The organism is Promicromonospora soli (assembly GCF_014653785.1).
Taxonomy (GTDB): domain Bacteria; phylum Actinomycetota; class Actinomycetes; order Actinomycetales; family Cellulomonadaceae; genus Promicromonospora; species Promicromonospora soli.
On sequence record NZ_BNAS01000001.1, the window covers coordinates 773,407 to 793,763 of the forward strand.

The 20,357-nt window shown below is 68.2% G+C and carries 20 protein-coding genes and 1 tRNA gene; 12 read left to right on the forward strand and 9 right to left on the reverse strand.

Annotated elements, in window-relative coordinates:
• Positions 1–86: 86 nt before the first annotated feature.
• A complete protein-coding gene (locus IE250_RS03510) occupies positions 87–653 on the forward strand; it encodes a hypothetical protein (RefSeq protein WP_189667846.1) in 567 nt (188 codons plus the stop codon).
• Here the strand turns inward: IE250_RS03510 and IE250_RS03515 are convergent.
• Complete coding sequence (locus IE250_RS03515) at positions 642–1,772, reverse strand: N-acetylglucosamine kinase (protein WP_189667847.1); 1,131 nt, start codon at positions 1,770–1,772, stop codon at positions 642–644. The genes IE250_RS03510 and IE250_RS03515 overlap by 12 nt on opposite strands.
• Before the next feature lie 225 nt (positions 1,773–1,997).
• Here IE250_RS03515 and IE250_RS03520 point away from each other — a divergent pair.
• Positions 1,998–2,073: transfer RNA gene (locus IE250_RS03520), tRNA-Asn, on the forward strand.
• A gap of 99 nt (positions 2,074–2,172) precedes the next feature.
• Here the strand turns inward: IE250_RS03520 and IE250_RS03525 are convergent.
• The 5 genes from IE250_RS03525 to IE250_RS03545 form a co-directional block, all read right to left on the reverse strand.
• A complete protein-coding gene (locus tag IE250_RS03525; protein ID WP_189667848.1) occupies positions 2,173–3,582 on the reverse strand; it encodes an alpha/beta hydrolase family protein in 1,410 nt (469 codons plus the stop codon).
• Between the two features lie 98 nt (positions 3,583–3,680).
• Positions 3,681–4,598, reverse strand: coding sequence for an ATP-grasp domain-containing protein (locus tag IE250_RS03530; protein ID WP_189667849.1), 918 nt, complete (start codon positions 4,596–4,598; stop codon positions 3,681–3,683).
• Between the two features lie 81 nt (positions 4,599–4,679).
• Positions 4,680–5,216, reverse strand: a complete 537-nt coding sequence (locus IE250_RS03535) for a hypothetical protein (RefSeq protein WP_189667850.1) — start codon at positions 5,214–5,216, stop codon at positions 4,680–4,682.
• 142 nt (positions 5,217–5,358) lie between these two features.
• On the reverse strand, positions 5,359–6,189 hold the full coding sequence (locus IE250_RS03540) for a transglutaminase-like domain-containing protein (protein WP_189667851.1): 831 nt from the start codon (positions 6,187–6,189) through the stop codon (positions 5,359–5,361).
• Between the two features lie 223 nt (positions 6,190–6,412).
• The gene (locus tag IE250_RS03545) at positions 6,413–8,146 is read right to left on the reverse strand and encodes a cellulase family glycosylhydrolase (RefSeq protein WP_229872101.1); all 1,734 of its coding nucleotides are present in this window, start codon (positions 8,144–8,146) and stop codon (positions 6,413–6,415) included.
• Positions 8,147–8,524: 378 nt separating this feature from the next.
• Here IE250_RS03545 and IE250_RS03550 point away from each other — a divergent pair, with 378 nt between their 5' ends.
• The gene (locus IE250_RS03550) at positions 8,525–10,642 is read left to right on the forward strand and encodes a beta-galactosidase (protein ID WP_189667852.1); all 2,118 of its coding nucleotides are present in this window, start codon (positions 8,525–8,527) and stop codon (positions 10,640–10,642) included.
• Positions 10,643–11,060: 418 nt separating this feature from the next.
• Positions 11,061–12,158 (forward strand): RICIN domain-containing protein, encoded by a 1,098-nt coding sequence (locus IE250_RS03555; RefSeq protein WP_189667853.1) that lies wholly within the window; start codon positions 11,061–11,063, stop codon positions 12,156–12,158.
• A 132-nt stretch (positions 12,159–12,290) separates the two neighbouring features.
• Here the strand turns inward: IE250_RS03555 and IE250_RS03560 are convergent, their stop codons facing one another.
• Complete coding sequence (locus tag IE250_RS03560; RefSeq protein ID WP_189667854.1) at positions 12,291–13,166, reverse strand: LLM class flavin-dependent oxidoreductase; 876 nt, start codon at positions 13,164–13,166, stop codon at positions 12,291–12,293.
• A gap of 378 nt (positions 13,167–13,544) precedes the next feature.
• On the opposite strand from IE250_RS03560, the gene IE250_RS03565 reads away from it, so the two are divergent.
• A complete protein-coding gene (locus tag IE250_RS03565) occupies positions 13,545–14,210 on the forward strand; it encodes a GH12 family glycosyl hydrolase domain-containing protein (protein ID WP_229872102.1) in 666 nt (221 codons plus the stop codon).
• A gap of 71 nt (positions 14,211–14,281) precedes the next feature.
• Here the strand turns inward: IE250_RS03565 and IE250_RS03570 are convergent, their stop codons facing one another.
• Positions 14,282–14,518 carry a TM2 domain-containing protein gene (locus IE250_RS03570; protein ID WP_189667856.1) on the reverse strand — a complete coding sequence of 79 codons (237 nt, stop codon included), beginning with the start codon at positions 14,516–14,518 and terminating at the stop codon, positions 14,282–14,284.
• A gap of 196 nt (positions 14,519–14,714) precedes the next feature.
• Here IE250_RS03570 and IE250_RS03575 point away from each other — a divergent pair, with 196 nt between their 5' ends.
• Together IE250_RS03575 and IE250_RS03580 are read left to right on the forward strand one after the other, a co-directional pair.
• A complete protein-coding gene (locus IE250_RS03575) occupies positions 14,715–15,449 on the forward strand; it encodes a MerR family transcriptional regulator (RefSeq protein WP_189667857.1) in 735 nt (244 codons plus the stop codon).
• A 97-nt stretch (positions 15,450–15,546) separates the two neighbouring features.
• A complete protein-coding gene (locus tag IE250_RS03580) occupies positions 15,547–16,455 on the forward strand; it encodes a dienelactone hydrolase family protein (protein ID WP_189667858.1) in 909 nt (302 codons plus the stop codon).
• 54 nt (positions 16,456–16,509) lie between these two features.
• Here the strand turns inward: IE250_RS03580 and IE250_RS03585 are convergent, their stop codons facing one another.
• A complete protein-coding gene (locus IE250_RS03585) occupies positions 16,510–17,058 on the reverse strand; it encodes a DUF1062 domain-containing protein (protein WP_189667859.1) in 549 nt (182 codons plus the stop codon).
• 332 nt (positions 17,059–17,390) lie between these two features.
• Between IE250_RS03585 and IE250_RS03590 the strand changes: the two genes are divergently transcribed.
• The 5 genes from IE250_RS03590 to idi all read left to right on the forward strand — a co-directional run bounded on the left by IE250_RS03590 (position 17,391) and on the right by idi (position 20,343).
• Entirely contained in the window at positions 17,391–17,876 is a 486-nt protein-coding gene (locus IE250_RS03590; protein WP_189667860.1) for a DUF488 domain-containing protein, read from the forward strand.
• 24 nt (positions 17,877–17,900) lie between these two features.
• The gene (locus IE250_RS03595) at positions 17,901–18,392 is read left to right on the forward strand and encodes an NUDIX hydrolase (RefSeq protein ID WP_189667861.1); all 492 of its coding nucleotides are present in this window, start codon (positions 17,901–17,903) and stop codon (positions 18,390–18,392) included.
• Positions 18,393–18,438: 46 nt separating this feature from the next.
• The gene (locus IE250_RS03600) at positions 18,439–19,197 is read left to right on the forward strand and encodes a class I SAM-dependent methyltransferase (RefSeq protein WP_189667862.1); all 759 of its coding nucleotides are present in this window, start codon (positions 18,439–18,441) and stop codon (positions 19,195–19,197) included.
• Between the two features lie 123 nt (positions 19,198–19,320).
• Positions 19,321–19,698 (forward strand): VOC family protein, encoded by a 378-nt coding sequence (locus IE250_RS03605; protein ID WP_189667863.1) that lies wholly within the window; start codon positions 19,321–19,323, stop codon positions 19,696–19,698.
• A gap of 81 nt (positions 19,699–19,779) precedes the next feature.
• Positions 19,780–20,343, forward strand: a complete 564-nt coding sequence (gene idi / locus IE250_RS03610; protein WP_189667864.1) for an isopentenyl-diphosphate Delta-isomerase — start codon at positions 19,780–19,782, stop codon at positions 20,341–20,343.
• Positions 20,344–20,357: the final 14 nt, after the last annotated feature.

Here is a 20,357-nt window from a genome sequence, read left to right on the forward strand (position 1 = left end):
TGACCCCAGGCCGAAGGGCGGCGCGGACCGGCCGCGCGCCCGACGCCCGGGCGCTCTCCCTCGGCCTGCCGCACTACGGTGAGCACATGGGTTTCCGATCGTGGTTCGGGCGCCGCCCGCAGAAGGCGGTCCGCCGCGCCGTGCGCTCGCACCGCACCGATGCGGTGCTGGCGCAGGCCGAGCTGGTCACGTCCGCGGGCGAGGCGTGGGCGTTCGCCACGCGCGCCGAGCTCTTGCTGATCTCGGCACCCGAGGGCGCGAGCGATGACGACGACGAGTCGCGGGGCGCGCCATCCGTCGTCGTGCACCGGGCGTGGTCCGACGTCGACCGGGCCACCTACGACAGGGAGTCCAACGTCATCCGGGTGCACTGGGTCGACGGCCATGAGCCGACGCCGCTGACGCTCGAGGGCCGGCACTCCGTGCTGCCGCAGGTGCTCCGTGAACGGGTGCAGTGGTCGGTGGTCCTGGCGGAGCCGGTCAAGCTGCCGGGCGGGCGCTCCGCCCGCGTAGCGGTCCGACGCCGGGCAGACGGGGAACTGTTCTCCCAGGTGATCGGCGGACACGACGTCGACCTCACCGATCCGGACATAGCGCACCTGATCGATGCCGCTGAGGCGCGGGTCCGCAACGCGGCGGGACTACCCGCCTGAACCTGCGCGCAGGGTGGCCGCGTCAGCGTCGGGCAGCTCTTTGCGCCGCCGAGGCACCCTGGGGACGGTGCCGCTCTCGAGCGACACCACACCGGGACCCTGTGTCCCCATCCGGACCGACAGGAACGGCCGGTTCGACGGCACTCCCTCGGGCGTCTCGAGCAGCCTCCGGGCCAGCACGAGAGCACCGTCCAGCGGCTCCCCCGCGGCGGGAACTATCTCGATGTCAGGGCGGGCCTCGGTCACGCGAGCCAGAACCGAGGCGCGCAGCTCCGGGACCTTGGCCATCAGCTTGCCCGTCGTCGCAACGCGGGCTTCTACCCCCGGGTGGCCGAGCGCCGCGCGCAGGGTGTCTGCCAGCCCTCTCGCGGAAGCCGCCCGGATCGCGACGCTAGCGGGGTCGCCGGCCTCTGCCGCGGCCAGGACTTCCCTCGCGAACTCGGCCAACAGGCGGAGCGCGTCCGGACGACTGACGAGGTCGATCCCATGCCGTTCCCGGCCGAAGTGCCGCTCGGCAGCCCGGAGCAGCACGTGCGAGGCGCCGTCCTGACGTCCGTCGCGGGCCTTGTTCGCGGCTGTCAGCCCCTCGCGGCCGATCCATGCGCCGCTACCCTGGTCCCCGACCAGGTAACCCAGCCCGTCAGCGAGGTACCAGCGGGCATACTCGTCGACGGCGACGGCCACCGCACCGGTTCCCACCACCAGCACAGCGCCACCACGGCCGCCCAGGGCACCCAGGTGTGCTGTCACGGCGTCAGTCGACACAGCGGTCCGTTCGGCACCCAGGCCGTTGGCGAGAACGTCGTGGAGTGAATACGGGTCCAGACGGCCGGCCCGGTCCATCGCCATCATCCCGCGGAGCCCGACGGCGGCCGCCCTGATCTGAGGCGCCCCCGCGCCGGCTCGCGCGACGGCGAGCTCTCGCACCAGGTCTTGGCAGAGCCCGCGGATGACGTCGGGCGCATCGGACCGCCCGTCCACGACATGGAGCGGCGGCCCTTCCACCCGGACGGGCTGCCTGCCGGGCCCGGGGCTGGCAGCGGCGCGCGAACCGGTTCCTCCGAGGTCCAGGCCTACTACCCAGGTGTCCTCCGGTGGTGTGTCTGCTGCTGGCCGCACCCGAAGATGGTGGCACAAGACCTCGCCGATAGGCACGAAATGTCCCCCGACCCGCGTCGACTCTGCGTGTTGCCACGGCATGTCGCCAAGTCCGGCCCCACCCGCCGACGCCGAGGGCCGTCGGCCATGTGACAGAGCACTCGGAAAACGCGTCAGGACTATCCGTCCGAACCTGTTAGAGTTTTCACCGGTCGCCCTCCCGGTGCACGGGACGGGCGAACGCGATCCCGCGTAGCTCAGCTGGCAGAGCATCCGACTGTTAATCGGACGGTCGTTGGTTCAAGTCCAACCGCGGGAGCCAAAAGGCCCGGAATCCCTAGGATTCCGGGCCTCGCTGTCTTAGTTGTGAGCCCTCATCGGAGGGGCTGTGCCGCAGACCTGAGGGACACAGTGCCAACCCTCAGACGATCAGCAGCCCCCAGTAGGCGGCCCACGGCACGAACACCACCACTGTTCCCGCGACGAGTGCGCCGAACCGGACCTTGGAGCCGGTGTCCATGTCGCCCCAGCGCTTTGACGCCTGAACCACCACCGCTATTGCGACGGCAGCGATACCCAGGGCGGCGAGCTGGAGCAGCAGCCACGGCAAGGGCCGTCCGGCCAGGACCGGGCCGAACACCGACTTGCCGGCGACCATCATGACCATCATGAGGTAGACGACCGCCAGCACGGGAACCGTGAGACCGAGGACCGCGAGCAGCCTTGCCGAGCGGCTCGACTCCATCGGCGCGAACCCCCGGGCCTTGCAGGCCAGCGCCATGACCGGGTACGCGCCGAACAACACGACCGACAACACAAGTGCGATGAGCACCGCCGTCCAGGTGCCGAACCATTGCACGTCCGCCGCGGGCGAGCTCTCGAGATCCTGCGACGGTGGCTCGTCGACCCGGACTTCCTGTATTCCCGCAGCGAGGTCAGTGACCCACGACGACACCGTCTCGACGTAGGCGGCACCGATCGCACTGCCGTCGAGCAGCACCATCTCGTGGTCGACGCCGGGGACGACCCGCAGGCTGTAGCTTTCATGGCCGCCGGCCTCCAGGGCCTCGCGGTAGCTCACCAGTGACTGCGCCGGTGGCGTGTTCAGGTCGTGTTCGGAGAAGACTCCGAGGAAGGGCTGTTCGATCTCCGTGAGGGTCGGAAGCGGGTCGTGTCCGGCGAGCCGGAACATGTCCGCTGCGACGATCGCTGAGACCAGCTGGGAGCCGAGTGCGTCAAGGAACCGGTCCTCAACTCCGAGGCGATACAGCTGAACGCGGTTCATCCACTGCTGCGTACGGTCAGGGGTGAAGGCGCTGCCGCCGGAGGCGATCACGAAGGCCACGTCGTCCGACCGGGCGCCTGCCTCGATGACCACCCAGGCGCCCTCGCTGTGCCCGTGCAGGCCGACGAGATCCGGATCGACGCCCGGACGCTCGCGAAGCGTCTGAGCTGCGGCGATGGCGTCGCCGGCCAGATCGTCCATGGACGCCGCGAACTGGCTGTATCCGTCCTCGCCACCGCGCTTGTCGTAGATGAGCGTGGCGATCCCTGCCCGGGCGAATGCCTCGGCGTGCTCGCGGTATCGATCGCGATCAGGTCCGGGGCCGGCCCCCGCGACGAGCACGAGCCCAGGCAGATCGGTTGCCGAGTCGGCCGGCGCGATGATCGTGCCGCCGATGGTCCGGTCGCCGTTGGCGAAGGACACGGGAGTCTCGATGAGGTCGGTGCTGTCCTGAGCGTGTGCAGGGAGGGTTGGCGTGAGAAGCGCGGCGATGAGCAGCAGTACGGCCGTGATTCGAGACAGCATGGAGCACTTGAGCGGTGGCATGACTTGCCTTCCGTTGGGCAGTGGGCTCCATTCCAAAGTAGGCAGATCAGGGCTCGGGCGAACTCATGCTGGCAGCCCTCTTCGATCGGGGGTTGTCCCTACTCCCGGATCGGCGAGGCCCGCATCAGCGCCATCATGAGACGCGCGGGGTCCTGATTGGCGGGAAGGTCGCTGACCTGGCCGTCGCCGACCTCGATCACGCGCCAGACGCCGTCGGACCGCAGTGCGAGGTCCGTGGTCACGAACAAGGCCCCCAGAGCACGCACGCTCATGCCGACGGCCTCGTACACCTCGCTCGGCACCTCACCCGCGGTCCCGGAGGGAGCATCGGGATGCGGGGTGGTCAAGACCGCTGATCCTTCGACCCACCAGACGCGTACCTCCTGGGTGCGCCCACCACCGGCGTCGGGCGCGAACTGCTCAAAGGCACGTACGACGATCCCGCCGGCGAGGTCGTCCCCCTGCAGCTCGACCATCCGTGCGATCACGCGTGTGGTAGCCGCCGTATCGGCGAGGTCGGCCACGAAGCACGCCTCGTGCCACTCGTGCTTGCGCGACTTCACGTAGTCCTTCACCACACCGGCACCGCCGCCCAGCGCTTCGGCCAGCGCGCTTACGTCCGCGGTCGTCGGCGCCCGGCCTGCCTTCCAAGGCAACCAGACACTCGCCGGGGTCAGATCCGCGAACATGCCATACCAGCCAGGCAACTCGTGCGCGGCCCGATAGGCGGCGGGACCGGTCAGCAGCCGAACTCCCCGGGCTCCCAACTCGGTGGCGAGCAGTGAGTACGCGGCGGAGGGAAGCATCCAGCCGCGGTACCAGGCGGTCTGTCCGCCGTCGGCCATCGGAACCCGGCGTACCGCTGCCCGGACGTCTCCGGCGAGGATCGCGTCGTGGTCCACGATCGCTACGTCCAACCCCGCCTGCCGTGCAGCGTCGGCCTCACGCTCGAAGTGCTCATCAGGGACTCGCGGAGTAAGCGGGTCGGACGGGACCAGGAGCAGCGGCGTGTCCATGCTCGGGACCCTACCGACCTGCGAGAACAGCCGACTACGACAATTGGCCCCACAGCGCAGAACTTGGCACCGTGCCGCGCGTCAGGCGTCGCAGTTGTCGCAACGCCCGGTGTTTGGCAGTTGCATCCCGCAAGAACTGCAGGTGTCGTTCTGCCGCTCCTCCGCCCGACGTCCGGTAGCGCCCGTCGATGCCTGCGACGCACTGAGCAAGTACTCCCGCGCGTACCCGCCGTCCTCCTCATGCACGTCGATGAACGACCGGTTGAAGTAGGCCACTGCCGAGTCACCTGCTGTAGGTGCGACCGCGATGTACTGTCGCGATGCCGGGACCCAGATCTTCGTCACGGTCAACGCGCGGAAGACCTCTCGCGCCCTGGGCCGGTTCTCGAGCGGCATCGGCAGCGCTTCCAGCGCCGACTCGAACGAGTCGAACCCTGTCCGGTTGCCGTTCAGGCAGCTCCTGCAGGCCGTGAACGTCGTGAGCTCGTCATCTGTCGCAGGTCGCAACTGCGCGAGACGATCAGCGACCAGATGGGGGCAATCCGCCCTATGCAGTTTCGCCAGACCCGGCACTACAAGCCAACCAGCCTGACCGAGCCCTTCATCTACTTCTGTCATTCTCGCAGGGTCCCACGAGCCGCTGACGTTGACCTAGGAACAGGTCATTTCCGCGCCTCAACAACGGGGGAGCCACAAGGCCCGGAATCCCTAGGATTCCGGGCCTCGCTGCTTCTGTTACAGGGTGCCAGGCCTGCGCAGATCACCTCAGCATGTGATCGGGAACCGCCAGATCCTCGTGGCTGAACAGAACGGCCAGAGCCTGCGCATCGTCTTTCCCACAGGTATCGGCCAGCGTGTCGATCAGCTGGTCGTAGTCGTGACCGGTCTTGCCCTCAAACGCGGCAGTCATACGGCCCCATTCGTCCCAGGGCAGCATCTCGCGATTGCACAGCGCGGCGAGGTCGCGGACTGCGTTGGCGCTGATCTCAGCCGGCCCCCAGGCGTGGTCTGTGCCGGGCACTCCGAACCTCTGCCCGTCGACCAGCCCGGCCCGGTACCGGGTCCAGGCCTCACCCCCGGTCAGGAACTCGCCCGGAGCGAGATCCTCGAGATGGTCGACATAGCCCTTGCCTAGGTGTTCGGTGTCGACCCGCACCCAGCGGCGATCGTCGGTGTCCCAGTACTCGGTGATCCAGTGGTCGAAGCCGTGTCCCTCACGGAAGTAGGTCCCGAAGCCGCACCGGGCCCGCGCGGGGATGCCCCGCGCCCGCAAGAACGCGCAGGCGAGCATGGTGAAATGGCGGCACGTCCCGACCACCCGCCGATCGGGCGTTCGGGCGTGGTGCAGCGGCGACGGATCGAGTTCGGTCAGCACGGCGATCAGCTTGTTCGCCGGCCGGATGTCCTTCTCCGCGAGCCGGTCGTCGCCGATCCCTGACGCGGCAGCGTCGTGGGGCTGGATCACGAGGCCCTGCGCCACGCCACAGATGCCCACAGGGTCGTCCGGAAGACCTTCGATGAGCTCGAGCTGCATCGCGTCCAGGCTGGTAAATCGTCCGGGTTGGGAGTAGCTGAGCACATCATCGGCCATACCTGGCATCGTACGGGGCAGGTCCGACACTCAGCCGGAGTCCGGATAGGGACCAAAGCGTGCGGATGGTTGTTGGCGCCGACGAGAAGACCCCGGTCGGATCGGTTTCCGGGTTCTGACGCATGTGTACTCAATGGACTCGCAACGCCTCGACGTCGAAGGGCTGCCAGGGGAACGCCTTCGGGGGCGGCGCGTTGGCGCCGCCCCCGAAGGTCTACGTATGTCAGGCCGTGCCGGTGACAGCGGTGCCGGTGACGGCCGTGCCGTTGCGGGTCACCGTGTACTCCAGCGTCTGGCCGCTCCAGAAGTGGAACGTCAGGGACACGGGCTCGCCGTCCTTGAGGCTGTCGAGGTACCGCTTGGTCAGCTTGATGGTCCCGCCCTCGTAATCCGGCCGGAAGTCCTCCCAGAACTCCGGGAAGGTCGTCCAGGAGTGGTGCCCCGCCCCGCTGCCATCGGCGTAGACGGACTCCATCGTGGCCAGCCGGTCGCCGTTGAACGCCGCCGGGATCAGCAGCGACTCGTTGGTGCCCGAGACGTCCTCGACTGCCGGGTCCTCGGAGCTGATGAAGTTGAGCTTCCACGGCATGCCGGCGGAGAAGTGCACCTTCAGCTGCGCGCTGGTCCCGACCTCCCGGTCGCCGAGGATGCGTTCCACCACCTTCGCCTTGATCGTCAGGGTGGTGCCGTCCAGCGTGTACTCCCGCTGGGGCTTCAGCGTGGTGTTCCCGAACCGAAGAGCCTTGAACTCGAGGCCGTTGAGGTTCAACGTGACCGACTTGTCCTGGATCTTGTCCGAGGCGTCGACGAACACGTTGTCCGAAGAGGCGGTGCCGGAGCGGGTGCTCCAGGCCGTGGAGATGTAGTCGAACTGCTCCTGGTCGCGCCACTCACGCTTGTAGCGGTCGAAGTGCCTTCCGTTGTCCCACCACATGGTCGTAATGCCCGAGGTGCGGGCCAGGTAGCCGAAGTGCTCGAAGAACTTCAGCGCCTCGCCGCGCTCGACCCTGTTCTCGTAGTTGTCGTGCAGGCTGTACTCGCCGATGATGACCGGAACACCCTGGGAGACGAAGGTGTCGACCTGTCGCTGGAAGTCTTCCGCCAAGAAGTTCTGGACCTCTTGGTTGTAGGACGGGTATCCGGCGACGTTGACACTGAAGGGCCAGAAGCCGTAGTTGTGCGTGGTGGCCGCCAGCATCGGGTCGTCGAGCGCCTCGATCTCGGCAGCGAGGGCGTTCATGTCGCCCGGGTCGGACCCGGTGTGGAGCGTCGGCAGGACCAGGAGGCGGTCTGCGTTGTTGCCGCCGGAGTTGCGCACGATCTCATGGAAGGAGCTGTTCAGCTCCGCCATGCCCTCATGGTCCTTCTCCGTCCCAGGGGACCAGGTCTCGTCGAAGCCCACCTCGTTGACCGGCTCGAACACCAGCTCCTGCGGGTAGTCCTTGAAGGTGTCCGCGATCTGGGTCCAGGTGGCGCTGTACTGAGCCATGACCGCGTCGTGCTTCTCGGGCTGCACCAGGTTCGTGATCCACTGCCACGAGTCGTGGTGCGTGTTGATCATGACGTAGAGGTCCGCCTCGAGGGCGTAGTCGACGATCTGTTGCACGCGTGCCATGGTCGCGGGCTCGACCGTGTAGTCGGGCGCCGGACCGGTGTGGTTGCCCCAGCTGACGGGGATGCGGACCGAGTTGAAGCCTTCGGCCTTGATGTCCTCGAAGAAGGTGTCGTCGACGCGCGGGTTGCCCCACGCGGTCTCGTCGGCGCCGGGGCTGCAGCACATGGCGTCGAGCGTGTTGCCGAGGTTCCAGCCGGGCTGCATGGCCGCGACGATCGCCTCCGCCGGCGTCTGCTCGGCGGACTCGGTTGCCGTCTGCGCACCGGCGGGGGCAGCGACGCTCGCCGCCAGTGCCAGCCCGGCCGCCAGGGCGGCGAGCTTCTTCCAAGGGGGTCTCTTCACGGTATGCCCTTCTTCGCGCACGGGTGGCGCTCGGTGAGGGCGGTGGGCTCCTCGTCGAGCGCGCTGGGGTGATGAGCGACATCGCTCGGCAGATCGTGGCCGGCCCAACATCCGCTTCGACGGGGCCACTCCCTCGAAGCGCTTCAACAAAGTAGGGCTTTGGTGCAAATGTGCGCAACCCCTAAGTTGGCGTAACGAACTGGGTGAACCGGTACAGATATCCTCGGGCGCCGAGAGGAGGTTCTCTCGTCGAAGCGCTTCGAACCATTAGCCCGGGAGTACCGTCGAGGCCGAGCGCCCGGATCTTCGCCGTCCTCCCCGGGACGCCTCCTCGAACCGCCGCATCCGATCACCAACGACCGTTGAAAGGAAGCCCGCATGTCAAACTGGCCGAACCCGATCCTCTTCGGCGCCGCCTACTACTACGAGTACCAGCCCGCCGTCCTCGGCGGCTTCGACGCCGAGAGCGCGAAGCATCGACTGGAGGAAGACCTCGACCTCATGGTCGAGGCGGGCTTCTCCGTCATCCGCGTCGGCGAGTCCGTCTGGAGCACCTGGGAACCCGAGAACGGCCGCTTCGACGTCGACTGGCTCCAGCCGGTCCTGGACGGCGCGCTCGAACACGGGATCGCCGTGGTCCTCGGCACCCCGACGTATGCGGTGCCGCCGTGGCTCGCGCGCCTGTACCCCGAGATCGCCGCCGACCACCAGACCGGGCAGCGCGTCGGCTGGGGCGCGCGGCAGGAGGTCGACTACACCCACCCCGCGTTCCGGTTCCACGCCGAGCGCGTCATCCGCAAGATCCTGGCCCGCTACGCCGATCATCCCGCGGTGATCGGCATCCAGGTCGACAACGAGCCCGGCGTCCGGCTCTACCACAACGAAGGCGTGTTCCAGCGCTTCACGGACCACCTGCGGCACGAGTACGGGGACGTGGAGACGCTCAACCGCGAATGGGGCCTGGTGTACTGGTCTCACCGGCTGTCCACCTGGGCCGACCTCTGGCGGCCCGACGGGAACGCGCAGCCGCAGTACGAGCAGGCGTGGCGGCGCTTCCAGGCCGAGCAGACCACGGAGTTCATCGGCTGGCAGGCCGACATCGCGCGCGAGTACGTCCGCGAGCAGCAGTTCGTGACCACCTGCATCTGCTACGGCCGCCCCGGGATCGACGAGCGCGCGGTGGCCGATCAGCTCTCGGTCACCGCCGGAAACCCGTACTACCGCATGCAGGACAACCTCGCGCTGCCCTTCGACCGCTCCAGCTCCACCCCGCACTGGACGCTCGAGGGCACCTGGGCGCTCTACCATGCCGCGGACTCGATGTACGGGTCGCGGCAGGAGCCGTTCCTGGTTACCGAGACGAACGCGCAGGCCATCGGAGAGCCGTCGCACAACATGCCCGCATACGACGGGCAGTGGCGCCAAGCCGGGTGGGCCCTGATCTCGCGCGGCGCCAAGATGATCGAGTACTGGCACTGGCACACCCTCCACTTCGGAGCGGAGACGTACTGGGGCGGGGTCCTCCCCCACAGCCAGCGGCCCGGCCGCGCCTACCACGAGCTCGCGAAGCTCGGGGCCGAGATCCGCAAGGCCGGCGCCGCCATCGAGGGCTTGGTCCCCCATGTCGATGTCGCGGTCCTCTACTCGAAGGAGAGCGAGTGGGCTCTCGCGGCGCAGCCGGCGCTCGCGAACGCAGACGGGAGCTCCGACCACGGGTCCTTCCAGTCGATCACCGGACCGTTCTACAAGGGGGCCTTCGACGCCGGGCTCCAGACGCGCATCGTCCACACCGAGCAGCTCGGCGACCCGGTCGAGGCGGTCGCGGAGTTCCCGGTGCTCGTCGCGGCGGGGATCTACGCGGCCGACGACGACCTCCTCGACTGGTTCGATCGGTATGCGGCCGCAGGCGGCCACCTCGTGCTCGGCCCGCGCACCGGCTACGGCGACCAGGAGGCCCGGGCGCGCCTCGAAGTCAAGCCCGCACACCTGACCGAGGCGGCCGGGGTCTGGTACGACGAGTTCGCCAACCTTGGCGGCGAGATCGCGGTTCGGCCCGCGAAGGATTCGCCCCTGGAGCTGAACGCGACCGCGGGTGCGACGAAGTGGGCGGACGGCCTGGTCCTGGACGGGGCGGAGGCGCTGGCCGAGTACGTGCACCCGCACTACGGCCGCTTCCCGGCCGTCACCACGAAGGCGCACGGGTCGGGCCGGGTCACCTATGTCGGCACGATCCCCAACGACGCCTTCGGCGCAGCGCTGTTCACGTGGATGGCTCCCGCGGACGCCTGGCGCCCGGCCCACCCGAGCGTGACGGCGACCAGCGGCACCTCGGCCGAGGGCCGGACGGTCCGGTTCGTGCACAACTGGTCCTGGGAGGAGGCGGAGGTCGAACTTCCGGCCGCGGCAGTGGACCTCTTGGACGACACCGAGTACGAGGCGGGCGCCCAGCTTCGACTGGGTCCGTGGGACGTGAAGGTACTGCTCGAGAACCACTAGGCGGGTCCATCCAAGGTCTAACGCTGAACCGGGGAGCGGGCTGAATCCGGACCGGGATTGGGCCCGCTTCTCGGTTGCGAGCTCCTCGGATCCCCCGTCGGCGGCGACACAAACATGGGGTTGACTTGTTGTTAGCGATCACCCAGGATTCGCGTAACTCGACATGAGCATTCCCCACACCGGAAACGACGGCGTTGGTGGGGTTGCTCGTCTGTCGGGTAGTTCACCATCACACAGCGACTGCTTGCCGGCTGCACTCGATGCTGAGTGCCACCGGCACCTGGGTCGCTGGCACTGCGGGGCGACGAAGACGGGCTTTGACGGTGGCCCACTACGTCGCGAAATGTTAGCGCTCACATGTGCATTCCCTCTCGCGGGCGGGAATGCGCAGGATTCCTACGAACGCCAGGAGTAAATGATGCGAGCAAGAGCAAAGTGGCTCGGACCGATCGCGGCGCTGGGCCTTGTGGTGGCCATGGTGACGACGCCGATCGGCCCCGCCAGCGCGGAGTCCAACGGCGGCATACGTGTGATGCCGCTGGGTGACTCCATCACCGAGGGCACACAGACGCCCGGCGGATACCGGATCGGCCTGTGGCAGCGCCTCGCCAACACCGGGTACACCACCGACTTCGTCGGGTCGCAGTTCAACGGGCCGGCAAGTCTCGGCGACCACGATCACGAAGGCCACCCCGGCTGGCGTATCGACCAGATCGACGCGAACATCGTCGGCTGGCTGAACACCTACCAGCCGCAGACCGTGCTGCTGCACATCGGCACCAACGACGTCCTGCAGGACAACAGCTCCGGCGCCCCGGACCGGCTGTCCGCGCTGATCGACCGCATCACCACGACGGCGCCGAACGCCGAGGTGTTCGTCGCGCAGATCATTCCGCTCGGGTGGAGCGAAGGGGACGCGGCGGTCAACAGCTACAACGCCGCGATCCCCGGCATCGTGCAGAGCAAGGTGAACGCCGGCAAGAACGTGCACCTGGTCGACATGCACAGCGCCCTGACCGCCGCCGACCTGGAGGACGGGGTCCACCCGACCGCCGCTGGCTACGACAAGATGGCCGCGGTCTGGTACAACGCACTGCGATCAGTACCCGGCAGCATCGGCACCCCGAGCGGCACCGAGATCGTGGGCGCCCAGTCCGGCCGCTGCCTCGAGGTCACCGGGGTCGGCACCGCAAACGGCACCGACACGCAGCTGTGGGACTGCTGGGGTGGCTCCAACCAGCGGTGGACCTACACCGCCGGCAAGGAGCTCAAGGTGTACGGCAACAAGTGCCTGGACGCCTACGGTCGGGGCACCAGCAACGGCACCCGGGTGGTCATCTGGGACTGCAACGGACAAGCCAACCAGCAGTGGAACGTCAACGCCAACGGCACCATCACCGGGGTGCAGTCCGGCCTGTGCCTGGACGCCTCGGGCTTTGGCACCAGCAACGGCACGAAGGTCCATCTCTGGACCTGCGGCAACGGACAAGCCAACCAGCAATGGACCAGACGGTAACGGCGTGCCGGCCGGCAGATAGCTGATCACCGCTGGACGTGGAGCGGCCACCGCCTGGATGCTTGGTTGCCTGTGTGGAACAAGTGACCGTGGCGGTGGCCGGCCATTGTTGCCGTTCTCGGGGCGCCGGGGTCAGGACAGGGTCGGCAGAACATCCGTGGCCACGGCGTCGAGGACCGCCTCGTCACCCGCGAACGGGCCCTCGCGCCGCGGCCACGGCGCCAGGACGTCGGTGAAACCGAGTTCCGCGGCACGGCCCAGGAAGTCGCGGTAGACCTCGACGCTCGACAGGCTGAAGACCGGCGCGGCGTCGGTCTGGAGGAAGCGGCGGACCGTGGCAGGGTCGCGGGACTCGGCGGCCAGGGCCTCGTCGAACCGGGCCGACAGCTCGGCCAGCGACTTCCACCACCCGTCCAGGCTGTCGTGGACGGTGCCGATGGTGATCCAGCCCTGGCCGTGCCGGGCGGTCAGCGCCAACGCCTTCGGACCGTTCGCGGCCAGTACGAACGGGGTGCGCGGACGCTGGACGCAGCCGGGGGCGTTGCGGGCGTCCACAGCCGTGTAGTACTCGCCGGAGTAGTCGACCCGGTCCCTGGTCAGCAGCTCGTCGAGCAGCTCCACGAACTCCTTGTACCGCCTCGACGGGCTCACGGCCTTCGTGGTGCCGCCGAAGACGTCCACGTCGTAGCCACTCACCCCGCCAGCACCCACGCCCACCGTCAACCTGCCGCCCGACAGGTCGTCCAGCGCCGTGATGTCCTGCGCGAACGACACCGGGTGCCGGAAGTTCGGCGACGCCACCATGAAGCCCAGCTCGATCCGCGACGTCGCCAGCGCCGCCGCGCTCAACGTCGGAACCGAGCCGAACCACGGGCCGCCGACGAGCGGCCCCCAGCCCAGGTGGTCGAACGTCCACGCGTGGGCGAAGCCGTACGCCTCCGCCGCCTGCCACCTCGGCTTCGCCTCGGCCCAGCGGTACTCCGGAAGGATCGTGATCCCCGCCCTCATCGCACTTCTCCCCCGCGTCGATCCCACACAGCGAACACGTGCCGTGTTCATTCGAACAGAATGCCCGTTTATGGGTCAAACGGCGCACGACCACCCGCCCTGGCACCCCACCTCAGAATCATCCGACCTATTGACGGGTGAAATGTACCGATGCATCATAGTTTGGGAAGATTACCCAGCAAACATCGAGGCTCTGGTCCAACGACGGCTCAGGGCTCGATGAAGGGAGACATGATGCTCGCAACGAAGCGAAGTTCATTCATCAGACGCCTTGTCCGGGGTGCGGCCATCGTAATCAGTGCCGCGCTGGCTTCAACGCTCGTCGGGGTCCTACCCGCACAGGCCACCTCGACCTGCTCGTCGGGCGGAACGGTCGCGATGGGCAAGTACTACGTGAACAACAATCTCTGGGGTGCAGGCTCGGGTTCGGGCTGGCAGTGCTCGTGGGACAACTGGCAGTCCGGCGACACCGTCGGTTGGGGGACCACCTGGAACTGGAGCGGCCAGACCAACTCGGTCAAGAGCTACTCCAGCGTCGTCCTCGGGTGGCACTGGGGCTGGCAGCGGCCGGGCACCGAGCTTCCGACGCGCGTCGGCGACTACCGCTCCATCCCGACCACCTGGAACTACTCGGTGAGCCAGTCAGGGACGATGAACGTCGCGTACGACCTGTGGCTGCACCCGATGTCCAACCCCGGCTCGTCGAACAACCCGACCGACGAGATCATGATCTGGCCCTACCGTGCCGGCGGGGCGGGACCGGCCGGCACCTACCAGACGACCGTCAACATCGGCGGCGCCAGCTGGGACCTGTACCGAGGCTGGATCAATGCGGGCAACGGCGTCGGCTGGAACGTCTTCTCGTTCATCCGAACGTCGAACACGAGCTCGGTGAACCTCAACCTGCGGGACTTCACGGGCGACCTGATCTGGCGGGGATGGCTGAGCGGCGACAAGTACCTCTCCAGCATCCAAGCCGGCACCGAAGTCTTCTACGGCAACGGTCGCGTCGACACCAACAACTACTGGGTCGACATCCAGTAAGGCCTCACGCTAATAACGGGCAGAGGCCCCGAAGCCCCAGTTGAGACTAGGGATTCGGGGCCTCGTCGTTTTCAGGTCCACTGCTTGAGAGCACGCCCCTCGCTGTCGCGAAACGCGCCGGTCATGATCATGATCCAATCGACCAGCGCCCACACGCCTAGACCCCCGAGCGTCAGGATCTGCACCACACCCGTGCCGGCCTTCCCGACATAGAACCGGTGAGCGCCAAGTACACCGAGGAAAAAGCACAAGAGAAACGCCGGCAGTATCAGCTTCGGGCTGACCTCCGGCGCGGCAGTCTGAGACATCGTGACCTCCTAGTGTGGCAAAGCCCTTGCTCAAGCAGGATCACCGTATCCAGGACTCTCCGCCAATCGAGCCCCCTCCCGCGACGCGCTCAAATCCATTGTTTTTCACCGCAAGTGGACGCGCGGCGGGGCCCGTTTGCCAAGGCCTCCCGCTGAAATTTGACTCTCGGGCTACCCGAGGCTGAACACTCGTGTCATGAGCGAAAAGACACTGCTGTCGATCGGCCAGTTCGCCAAGCTGGCGGGGCTGACAGTGCACACGCTGCGCCACTACGACGCCGTCGGGCTGCTCGCGCCTGCCGACGTCGACCCGGAGACGGGCTATCGGCGCTACGACCGCAGCCAGCTTCCTGCTGCCCGACTCATCAGCGACCTGCGCTGGCTGGACCTGCCCCTCCACCTGGTCAGAGACGTCATCGCTGATCCGGACTCCCCGGAGGCCCGGCAGGTTCTCGCCGCTCACGCTGACCAGCTGGTCCGAAGCCAGGTGCAGCTTGACCGTCAGATCGCCCAGTCGACCCGCTACGCCTCAGAAGGAGTTCCCATGCCCACCACCGTGACCGGTACCGCGCCGGTGCAGATCAAGCTTGCCGTTGCCGACAGGGACCGAGCCCGTGCCTTCTACGCGGCGGCGTTCGGGCTCTCCGAGGGCGTGATCCGCCGTACCGACGACGCCGACTTCACCGGCTACCAGTTCGGCACCTACGGTCAGCCCGGCTTCTTCCTGCTCGTCCTGTCGGAGCCAGAGGCGTTCGACAACCCCGGCCGGGGCACGATCGGCTTCACCGTCGAGGACCTCGACGAAGCTCACCGGCGTGCACTCGGCGCGGGCGCAACGGAAGCGGTTCCGATCAGCTCGCCGCAGGGGATGCCCCGCAACTCCGCCGTCACGGACCCCGACGGGAACTGGCTCTGGCTCTACCAGGGCTGACGGAACCGGAGGCCTCGAAGGCCCAGTTGAACTGGGCCTTCGAGGCCCTCGTCGTTCTCGCGGTCGGCGCTGTCGGGTCCGCGGCAGGATATGTGGCGTGACCATTGACCGAATGACGCGCGAGTCGTTGCGGCAGGTCCTCGGGCCGGTCGACGAGCCCGGACCGCTGCGTCCGGCCGTCGAGGAAGAAGTGGCGTGCGACGGCTATGTCCGCCGCCTCGTGTCGTATGACGTCCCCGCCGGGAGAGCCTCTGCCTTCGTCTGCGTCCCCGACGCGCTGACCGGCACCGCACCGCTGGTGTTCTGCCACCACCAGCATGCCGGCCAGTTCGACCTCGGCAAGAGCGAGGTCTGCGGCCTGCGCGGCGATCCGGACCAGGCATACGCGGCGGAGCTCGCCCAGCGCGGGTTCGTCACCATCGCGCCAGACGCGATCGGCTTCGAGGACCGCAACTGGACCGACGGACAGAACGTCACCTGGTTCGAGCTCTCCAACCGCATAGTCGTCGGCCGCACCCTGCTGGCCACCTGCCTGCAGGAGATCAGCCTCGCGCTGGACTACGCGACGACCCTGCCCGAGGCAGATCCCGACCGCATCGGGTTCATCGGCCACTCCTACGGTGGCCGGGCCGCGCTCTGGGCACCCGCCTGGGACCAGCGCATCCGGGCCGCCGTCTCCAACTGCGGGTGCGTCCCCTACCGGGAGTCGTTCGCGCGCGACGTCGGCTTCCAGGCGGAGTTCGTCGTTCCCGACTTCGCGTCCGAGAATGACCTCGAAGACGTCATCGCGCTGGCGCACCAGTGCCAATACCTGATCCTCGCAACTGACGACGACCGATGGAGCCGCGGCGCCGCGAGCATCCGGGACCGGCTCGACCAACGTGGGACCCGGCACGCACGCGTCGAGATCCGAGCCGGCGGCCACGACTTCCCTCGGACCGCCCGCAGCGCCGCGTACGAGTTCCTCGACGAGACGTTTCAAGCGGCAGGACCCAACAGGGGCTGAGGCCGGGGCCTGTCCGGCCGAACATGCCGGACAGGCCCGTGGCCCCGAGAGGGCTCAGCGCTTGAGCGTGAAGGTGAAGTCGCCGGAGAGCTTGCCGCTCAGCCGGACTGCCGAAACGAGCTTCCCCTTCACAATCAGTCTCTCGACCTCGCCCCGTGAAAGACCGCAGCCTTCAGCGATCAGTCGCACTGGCCGTACAGGGATGCGCGCGGCGAAGTGGACCGAGACGTCGATCACCTCACTGTCCATGCAATCCGATCCGCCGGTGTCGAGGCGCCAGGCGTTGTCCCAGTCGAGGACGATGCGATTACGGCGCTGGACTGCCGGATCCTGGAGCAGCTCGACTATCAGGCCAGGGTCGTTGTCATGCAGCCGGTCCAGGAGCTCAGGCCGTATGGAGCGCACATTCATCCGCTCCAGGACGGTGAGCTTTGCGGTTTCCTCGCAAGCGATACAGAGCGCGAGGAGCCAGGCGTCGATGAGCTTGTGGTTTGCGTTGACGCGGAATTTACCGCTTGCACGGAAGCGCTCGGACGCGCACGCGTGGCAACGGCGGCGAACGAGCGGCAGGCAGGTGGGAACCACCACCCAGTTTTTGAGCACAGAAGTACACCGGTCTCTGTGAGAAGTCCGCAGCAAAAGGGAGCGCGGCGCATATGCGCGACGCGCGACAAATCAGCCTCGGGAGGTCTCACAGGGTGTACAACGGCACGTCCTTGGCTCGACTGCTTGGTTCGGCAGCACGGTAGTGGCGCACAGCGACGGTGCTCCACTGGTTTTCGCGCGTGGCGAGGCTGGGGTTCACCGAATTGGAGCGGCTTGAGGCATACGGCGCCGAACAGTGGTTCGGCGTGTGGTCTCGGTCAAACCGTCAGGACGAGTCCGGGTAGCGGGTGGCAACCGCGACAATGGAACGAGCAGATGGGTGATCTCTCATGCTCAGAATGGCGACGATCGGCGTCTACGGCTTCGACGTCGAGTCCTTCCTGCAACGGCTGCGGGACGCCGGCGTCGGCCTGCTGCTCGACGTCCGTCAGCGCCGAAGTGTCCGCGGACCCGAGTACGCCTGGGCGAACTCAACCCGGCTGCAGGCGGCCCTGGCCGATGCCGGGATCGCCTACGAGCACCATCTCGAGCTCGCCCCCACCACCGAGCTACGCCGGCTCCAGTACGCCGAGGACGACCGCCAAGGGGTCGGCAGGCGCTCGCGCCGCGAGCTGGCTGCTGAGTACGCCCGTCGCTACACCGCCGAGATCCTCGACAGCGCCGACCTCGCGCCGGTCGTGTCGGCGCTGTCGAGTGGTGGGACCGCGGCGCTGTTCTGTGTCGAGCGTGACCCAGAGGCTTGCCACCGCTCGCTGATCGCCCAGCGGTTGGCCGATGAGCACCGCGTCACGATCGCGCACCTGCGCCCAGAGTGAGGGTCACCGCGCGAGACTGGGCCCATGACGACGAGTGCGGGCCTCCTGCCCTACCGACGGCTGCCCGGCGCCGGGCTCGAGGTTCTGCTCGGCCACATGGGCGGGCCGTTCTGGGCACGCAAGGACGCGGGTGCATGGAGCCTGCTCAAGGGCGAGCTCGAACCCGGCGAGGACCCTTACGCCGCGGCTCTGCGCGAGGCCAGCGAGGAGCTCGGCATGGAGCTGCCGTCGTCGTCGGCGTCGGACTTCGCGCTCGGCGAGGTGCGTCAGCGCGCGGGCAAGAGGGTCCTCGCCTGGGCACGCGAGTGGCCCCAGGCGGGACCCGACCTCGAGCAGATCGCCGGCAACACGGTCGAGATCGAGTGGCCCCCGCGTTCAGGACGGCGCATCGAGATCCCCGAGATCGACCGCGTCGCCTGGTTCGTACCGGACGACGCACGACGCCTCGTCGTGAGCGCGCAGGCCGCGTTCGTCGATCGCCTGGAGGAAGCCCTCGCGACACCGGGGGCCTCCTGACGGAGCCCAGGACGACCGATGCGCGACGGCGGCCTAGAGTCGGGCCATGGCCTTCAACGTCGCGGCCGACGCTTACGCGCGGTTCATGGGCAGGTTCGCGGAGCCGCTGGCGGACAGGTTCGTCGACCTCGTCGACGCGCGTTCCGGGCAGCGGGCGCTCGACGTCGGGTGCGGTCCGGGCGCGGTGACCGAGCGGCTGTCACGCCGGCTCGGGCCCGACGCCGTTGTCGCAGTCGATCCCTCCGAACCGTTCGTCGAGGCGGCCCGCGGACGGTGCCCCGGCGTCGACGTCCGCCAGGGCGTGGCCGAGGCGCTGCCGTTCGACGACGACACCGTGGATCTGGCACTCGCACAGCTCGTGGTGCACTTCATGACCGACCCCGTGGCGGGGCTGCGGGAGATGGCGCGCGTGGCCCGACCGGGCGGCGTGGTCGCCGCGAGCGTCTGGGACTTCGGCGGCGGGAGAGCGCCGTTGTCCACGTTCTGGCGCGCCGCCCGGGACCTCGAACCGGGCATGGTCGACGAGTCGGCAGTCGCGGGCGCCGGCGACGGGCACCTCGCCGGCCTGTTCCGGCAAGCCGGCCTCCACGACCTGCGATCCCACGAGCTCACCGTCGTGTCGCGGTACGCCGACTTCACGGAGTGGTGGGAGCCGTACACCCTCGGCGTGGGGCTGGTCGGGGACTACATCGCCGGGCTGGAGCCCGATGCTCGGCGGGCAGTCGAGACACGCTGCCGCGAGCTGCTCCCTGACGGGCCGTTCGAGGTGACCGCAACTGCATGGACGGTCATCGCGCGGGCGTGAGGCCTCGAATCACCTCGCCCCTGCACGCGTCGCTCGGTAGCGTCTCGAGAGTTCCCACTGCTGGGAGCCATGAGACCGTCCCGGCCACCCCGGCAGCTCCCGACGCCGAGAGCAGGTTTCGTCATGGCAAGCCGGATCAGCGAGCTCGTGCTCAAGTGCCACGACCCCGAGGTGCTGGCACGGTTCTGGTGCGACGTCCTGGACTACGTGGTGCTCGGTACCGAGCCGGACGGCCTCGAGATCGGGCCGCGCGAAGGGTTCGGCGGCCCGCAGCCGACGATCATCCTCAGCCGCAGCGACGAGCCGAGGATCGGGAGACTCCGGCTGCACATCGACGTCAACGCCACCGACCGCGACCAGGACGCCGAGCTCGAACGCCTCCTCGCGGCCGGGGCCGTGCTCGCCGACGTCGGTCAGACCGGCGAGGAGCCCTGGCACGTGCTCGCCGATCCAGAAGGCAACGAGTTCTGCCTGCTCAGGGCTCGCCTCGACCCGCTCTGACGATTCACGAACCACCCCGCCGGCTTCCCCCCAAGTTGAATATAGCCAGGCTAGCGAAATCGACCGAGGAGGACAGGGCACATGACAACCGAAGACGTCGTCCTGCTGGACGAGGACCACAACCCGATCGGGTCGGAGCGCAAGGACGTCGTGCACTCCAAGAGCACGCCGCTGCACCTGGCGTTCTCGTGCCATGTGCTGAACGCGGCGGGCCAGGTGCTGGTCACCCGACGCTCCCTGGGCAAGCGCGCGTGGCCGGGAGTCTGGACCAACTCCTGCTGCGGGCACCCGCAGCCGGGCGAGCCGATCGAGGACGCCGTGGTCCGTCGCGTCCGGCACGAGCTCGGCCTGTCCGTGCGTGAGCTTCGGTCCGAGCTGCCGGACTTCCGGTATCGCGCCACCGATGCCTCGGGGATCGTGGAGAACGAGGTGTGCCCCGTCTTCCTCGCGGTCACCGACGAGGAGCCGCACCTGAACCCGCTCGAGGTCATGGAGGCCCGGTGGGCCGGCCCCGGCGAGCTGGGCAGCGCACTCCGCTCGGCACCCTGGGCCTTCTCGCCCTGGTTCGTGAGCCAGGCGCGCGAGATGCCCCTCTACGCGCCACCCGGCTCCGGCAGCCCGTTCGCCGACGAGGCACCCCGATGACCGCGCGCGGCCCC

Coding starts and splice junctions, on each gene's coding strand:
- IE250_RS03560 (WP_189667854.1), bottom strand. CDS start 13,166: ATGAGGGCGGGGATCACGATCCTTCCGGAGTACCGCTGGGCCGAGGCG.
- IE250_RS03600 (WP_189667862.1), top strand. CDS start 18,439: ATGGCCTTCAACGTCGCGGCCGACGCTTACGCGCGGTTCATGGGCAGG.
- idi (WP_189667864.1), top strand. CDS start 19,780: ATGACAACCGAAGACGTCGTCCTGCTGGACGAGGACCACAACCCGATC.
- IE250_RS03565 (WP_229872102.1), top strand. CDS start 13,545: ATGGGCAAGTACTACGTGAACAACAATCTCTGGGGTGCAGGCTCGGGT.
- IE250_RS03540 (WP_189667851.1), bottom strand. CDS start 6,189: ATGGCCGATGATGTGCTCAGCTACTCCCAACCCGGACGATTTACCAGC.
- IE250_RS03555 (WP_189667853.1), top strand. CDS start 11,061: ATGCGAGCAAGAGCAAAGTGGCTCGGACCGATCGCGGCGCTGGGCCTT.
- IE250_RS03590 (WP_189667860.1), top strand. CDS start 17,391: ATGCTCAGAATGGCGACGATCGGCGTCTACGGCTTCGACGTCGAGTCC.
- IE250_RS03510 (WP_189667846.1), top strand. CDS start 87: ATGGGTTTCCGATCGTGGTTCGGGCGCCGCCCGCAGAAGGCGGTCCGC.
- IE250_RS03525 (WP_189667848.1), bottom strand. CDS start 3,582: ATGCCACCGCTCAAGTGCTCCATGCTGTCTCGAATCACGGCCGTACTG.
- IE250_RS03535 (WP_189667850.1), bottom strand. CDS start 5,216: ATGACAGAAGTAGATGAAGGGCTCGGTCAGGCTGGTTGGCTTGTAGTG.
- IE250_RS03595 (WP_189667861.1), top strand. CDS start 17,901: ATGACGACGAGTGCGGGCCTCCTGCCCTACCGACGGCTGCCCGGCGCC.
- IE250_RS03575 (WP_189667857.1), top strand. CDS start 14,715: ATGAGCGAAAAGACACTGCTGTCGATCGGCCAGTTCGCCAAGCTGGCG.
- IE250_RS03605 (WP_189667863.1), top strand. CDS start 19,321: ATGGCAAGCCGGATCAGCGAGCTCGTGCTCAAGTGCCACGACCCCGAG.
- IE250_RS03530 (WP_189667849.1), bottom strand. CDS start 4,598: ATGGACACGCCGCTGCTCCTGGTCCCGTCCGACCCGCTTACTCCGCGA.
- IE250_RS03570 (WP_189667856.1), bottom strand. CDS start 14,518: ATGTCTCAGACTGCCGCGCCGGAGGTCAGCCCGAAGCTGATACTGCCG.
- IE250_RS03550 (WP_189667852.1), top strand. CDS start 8,525: ATGTCAAACTGGCCGAACCCGATCCTCTTCGGCGCCGCCTACTACTAC.